Origin of the sequence: Collinsella sp. OM04-5, from assembly GCF_003439125.1 — a bacterium.
In the GTDB taxonomy this organism is placed as follows: Bacteria; Actinomycetota; Coriobacteriia; order Coriobacteriales; family Coriobacteriaceae; genus Collinsella.
This window is the reverse complement of record NZ_QSUU01000025.1, coordinates 1-1,759: the sequence shown is the minus strand read 5'-3', so window position 1 is coordinate 1,759 and position 1,759 is coordinate 1. Positions and strand designations below refer to the sequence as shown.

The window sequence follows — 1,759 nt, the reverse complement described above, 5'->3', positions numbered from 1 at the left end:
ACCGACCGCCTGGCTCGCTACTACGAGACGGTCACCAAGCACAACCTCAAGTATCGTCGCTACTATCACCAGTTCGACTACTAAAGAAAACGGGTGCGGGAACGTGCCGGGCTATTGAGAGGAACACAGAATGAGACAGTACATCATCGCCAGCCATGCGCACTTCGCTACCGGCATCAAGGAGAGCGTCGAGCTGCTCTCGGGCGCTCGCGACAACGTCCACGATCTTTCGATGTTCGTCGATGGCCGCATGGACGTGGCCGAGGAGGCCCAAAAACTGCTGGCAGGCATGTCTGCCGACGATGATGTCGTTGTCTGCACCGACCTCTTTGGCGGCAGCGTCAACAACGAGTTCACCAAGATCGTCCAGACGCGTCCCCGCGCGTACCTCGTTACCAACATGAACCTTCCTCTCCTCATCCAGTTGCTGTTTTCTGACGAGTCGGCGCCGGTTGAGGAGACGATTCGCGCCATCGTCGCTGCGGACGATACGCGCGTGAAGTTTGTCAACGATCTTTTGGTCGATGACGACGAGGAAGAAGAGTTCTAATCCGCAGCACCTACTGACACGCCGTAAGACGGCACAAGACCTTTGGGGGGTCACATTATGATTCAGCTACTTCGCGTTGACCATCGCCTGCTTCATGGCCAGGTCGCAGTTTCCTGGGTTCAGGGCCTTGGCTCCAACTGCATCTTCTGCGTGGGCGATAAGGTCGCTAACGACCCGGTGTGGAAGACGACGCTCAAGATGGGCAAGCCTGCCGGCTGCAAGCTCGTCATCAAAGATATGGAGCATGCAATCGAAGCTATCAACTCGGGCGTGACCGACAAGTACAAGATGATCATCTGTGTCGCCACTATTGCTGAGGCAAAGCAGCTCGTTGAGGGCTGCCCGCAGATCAAGTCGGTCAACCTGGGCAACACCAAGCCCAAGGACGAGAAGCGTCCCGATGCGCGTCAGGTCTCTCGTCAGATCTTCCTGACCGCGGCCGAGGAAGCCGATGTGCGCGAGATGCTGGATCGTGGCGTTGAGGTCGAGATTCGACCCCTGGCCGATGACCCCAAGGTTGACTGCGCCAGCGTGCTCTAGGCGTTCAATTTCGAAGAGTCTGAGCTCTTCGTAGTTTCCTATTAGGAAAGGGGGATATATGCTTACCCAAGCAATCCTCATCGGACTTATCGCCGCATTTGGTAAGTTCGACTTCCAGCTCGGTACGCTCTATGCGTTCCGCCCCATCGTCCTGTGCCCGCTCGTGGGCCTGGTGCTGGGGGACCTGCAGTCCGGCCTCGCGATCGGCGCCAGCCTGGAGCTGCTGTTCATGGGCTCGATCTCCATCGGCGCCTACGTGCCGCCTGATGAGACGATCGGCGGCGTGCTCGCCTGCGCCTTCGCTATCCAGCTGGGCCAGAGCACCGAGGCAGCCATCGCGCTTGCCATGCCCATCGCCACGCTGTGCCTTGCCATCAAGAACATCCTCAACGCCGCCCTGCCGATCCTGGTTGACCGCGCTGATGTCTTCTCCGGCCAGGGCAACCTTAAGGGTGTCTATGCGATGCACTTCCTGATCGGTTTGACCGGTATCATCATGGCGTTCCTGCTGTGCTCGCTGTCGTTCTATCTGGGTGCTGACGCCATCCAGGGCATGCTCGACTTCATCCCGCCCTTTGTCCTTGCTGGCTTTGGCGTTGCCGCCAACATCCTGCCTGCCATGGGCTTCGCCATGCTCGGCCGCCTGGTGCTCACCAAGCAGCTCGTGCC

3 protein-coding genes are annotated in these 1,759 nt (G+C 58.9%); all 3 read left to right on the top strand.

Annotated features, from left to right (window positions below; genetic code table 11):
* Window positions 1-130 precede the first annotated feature (130 nt).
* On the top strand, window positions 131-550 hold the full coding sequence (locus DXB53_RS09785) for a PTS sugar transporter subunit IIA (RefSeq protein WP_117584287.1): 420 nt from the start codon (window positions 131-133) through the stop codon (window positions 548-550).
* A gap of 57 nt (window positions 551-607) precedes the next feature.
* Window positions 608-1,090: a PTS sugar transporter subunit IIB gene (locus tag DXB53_RS09780; protein ID WP_099432286.1), complete on the top strand. Its 483-nt coding sequence runs from the start codon at window positions 608-610 to the stop codon at window positions 1,088-1,090.
* Between the two features lie 58 nt (window positions 1,091-1,148).
* Window positions 1,149-1,759 (top strand): PTS sugar transporter subunit IIC (locus DXB53_RS09775; protein WP_147330910.1); only part of this gene is annotated, 611 nt, incomplete at its 3' end.